Annotated in this window: 2 protein-coding genes; both read right to left on the bottom strand. The window is 49.0% G+C overall.

Annotated elements, in window-relative coordinates:
* Positions 1-767 (bottom strand): metal-dependent hydrolase (locus BP822_RS05790; RefSeq protein WP_286877933.1); only part of this gene is annotated, 767 nt, incomplete at its 3' end.
* 178 nt (positions 768-945) lie between these two features.
* Complete coding sequence (locus tag BP822_RS05785) at positions 946-1,731, bottom strand: DUF7594 domain-containing protein (protein ID WP_273278543.1); 786 nt, start codon at positions 1,729-1,731, stop codon at positions 946-948.
* Positions 1,732-2,820 lie beyond the last annotated feature (1,089 nt).

Genomic DNA, 2,820 nt, shown 5'->3' with positions numbered 1-2,820 from the left:
TTGAGGGCTTCGTCCAATCCGTCTTTATGGAGCGGGGCATTTTGGTGAAGATAGGATGCATTATCCGGCAGCAATCCAGCAAAGATATTGAACTTAAAGATCAGAAAACTATTGTTATTGCTATCGTTTTTCAGCATGGTCCACTGGAAGAGATTTGAGTCCGGATAGATCTTGAAGCCGTCATCATGAAAGCCATTCGCCATCTCTTTGCCCTCCAGCCTTATTCCGCTTATGACCAAAAGAAATATGAGAAAGGCGGCGGACACCTTTTTATCGATTTTCATCTCTGGCCGGTCCCGGAAGAGCTTCGCCATAAATAGAAGGGTAGCGATCATTATCACGATTTCTAAATGGCTGAAGATCTCGGCTGAGTACCTGGCAGCGGTCAGAGGATAGAAGAGGGGAACGCCTCCTGAGGTGAGAAAGTCTAAGAAGAGGTGGCTGATTATTCCGGCATAGGAATAGGCCAGGGTCGTGGGCGAGAACTGCAGGTCTTCAGTAACGATACCCCTGGACCTGGTCTTGATCCAGTCACGTGAGACCAGAAAGAGGAGGATTGCTGCCACAAAGAAGCCGAAGAGGAAAGTGTGGGTGAAACCCCTGTGCACTATGAGATAAGAGGTCGGATGGATCTGATTGATCCAGACCACCAGCACGTCCAGGTCGGGAGCTATTCCGCCGAGCACCAGGGCGGCAAGATAATCTCTCCTGATCCTCAAGAAGCGGCCCAAGAGATAGGGAAGCAATGCATGGGAGAAGAAGTCCATCAAAGCAGTTTAGCTCATCATGGCTATTTTTGCTTTTTGGAAACGGCCTTTGTCCAGAACAAAATTAAAAAGTATAGATGAGATCAACTGTCAGATGGTCGCAGGCATCTGGGCAGGCTCCTGATTTACCTATGGTTCTGCGCCCCAGGCACCTTGGCTTCCCCCTTGGCCTTGATCTTTATTGTACCAGTCCAAATGTATTAACGGGTGGCTCTGCTGAGACAGAGTCCCGGGATAGGATTTGATCTGTCTGATTCATCTGCCCCGAGATACCGTCCGAATTTGCTTGATCAGCCTGGACTGGCTGACCAGCAGGGATGGCCTGATCTGCATTGCCGGAGATGGGCTGCCCAGGATAGGGCATGATCATCAGATATGGCCCCTGGCCGCTCTCTTTAGACAGAAAGTCGATCTCCGTCGTGCTGTTGCCAATAGCCTCCAGGAGGAATGATACCTTGTCCCCTCTTTCCTTTGCCTGCATGAGCTTTTGGGAGACATCGAAGGCATAGATATCATCGCCATCGCTATTGGTGCTCATCAGAGTGAGGTCATTTTTCACTATCAGGTTCCTGGCAGGCAGGATGTTGACCAGGAAGGTGGTGATATCCGATTGCTCATCCCAGTCCGAGCCGATGGTCACCAGAGCCACAATGCCTGAGCGATCCATCTGGCGCACCGATGCTGCTTTGAGCACCAGAATTGCGATGTCGTCATCGGCAATGTCTATGCCGGAAAGGTTGAATTGTATTAATGGAACCCCGGGATAGCTGTTCAAAGTGGTATTGTTTGCATCCGGCACATTGGTGGCGCAAAGCAGTGTATCGCTCTGGTTGTATACCGTCTCATTTCCCGTTCCCAGGCTGACATAAACGTCCTGGGAAGCGGGAATCTCTGTCGCCTGGCATTGCCCGCAGACGGCGATGACCGCCGCCAGCAGCATGAGAATTATCCCCCTTCTATTCATATCTCATCTCTCCTCAATCAATTCTTATCCAGATGATATTACATAAAATCGATTCATATTTAAAATTATAGTCTGCAAATCTTTTTTGTGAAGAGAAAGAAAAATGTAGAGCCACAGGAAGCACTTCTTGGGCGGAAATGCGCGCTGGTTAACAATAGGGCCTGAGGCTGGATGGATGCTTTAGGCTTTTCTATTGGCAGGTCGTCTTGCTAGCCAGTCTCATCTGCCAGGGGATGGCTTCATGCGCGTAGGGGATTGGGCTCCGAGGAGTCTTCTCGCCCAGGGCAGCGTACTTTTCTATCTTCTCGATAACCTCCAGAATGCCAGAATGTCAAGGAGCCATTCTCGATCATTCCTCAGAGAGCCACCGCCTCATTCAATTTTAGTTATTTTTAGGGCCTTTATTTCAGTCGATTTCTTGAATCCAGCTGGATTGAGGCTAATATTCTTCACAGCTGTTTTTTTTAGTGGGCGACGCGCGCGATTAAACGCGCGGAAGAGCTTTGGCCCCCTCAACGCCGGTGAGGCTTGGATGGAACTATCGAGGTGGTTAAGTCTGATTCCAATCATTTATGGAGCTTTCCTTTGAGAGGCCCATCGCTGTAGATGCGATCTTTGAGCGGATCGCCCGCCACTTTCCCGATGCCCGGGGGCGGATGCTAAAATTAAATATCCCTGCCTTCAGACCCGTCATCTGATTCTTCTTCAGTCGATATGACTCACTTTGACCGTGGTTTGTATGCTGGTTGCAGGAATCCCGCATATCTGAGCGAGTCCTTTGTGAGCTTTGTGTTCTTTGTGGTTAAATTATTGCACGTGTTATTAATTAAAGATAATTCCTCAACCACATAGAACAGAAGCGATTCACACAGAACGCATAAAGAGAACAAAGAGACTTCCATGTTTCATCTGCAATTAAGAAGTCTCGTGCAAGCCTTAAATCCAGAAGAGGATCAAAAACCCTGGCATTTGCCAGAGTTCAGCCTCCCCTCCCCAATCTCCATCCCGCAGTCCAGCGCATTTTCATCCATTGTCAGGCTCTTTCTCTTGCTCGCAAACCTCCACTCAGCCTTCCCATCCATAGAGAAG

The sequence above is a fragment of the Methanosaeta sp. UBA458 genome (assembly GCF_002496085.1).
In the GTDB taxonomy this organism is placed as follows: Archaea; Halobacteriota; Methanosarcinia; order Methanotrichales; family Methanotrichaceae; genus Methanothrix; species Methanothrix soehngenii.
This window is presented reverse-complemented; position numbering and strand designations above follow the sequence as displayed.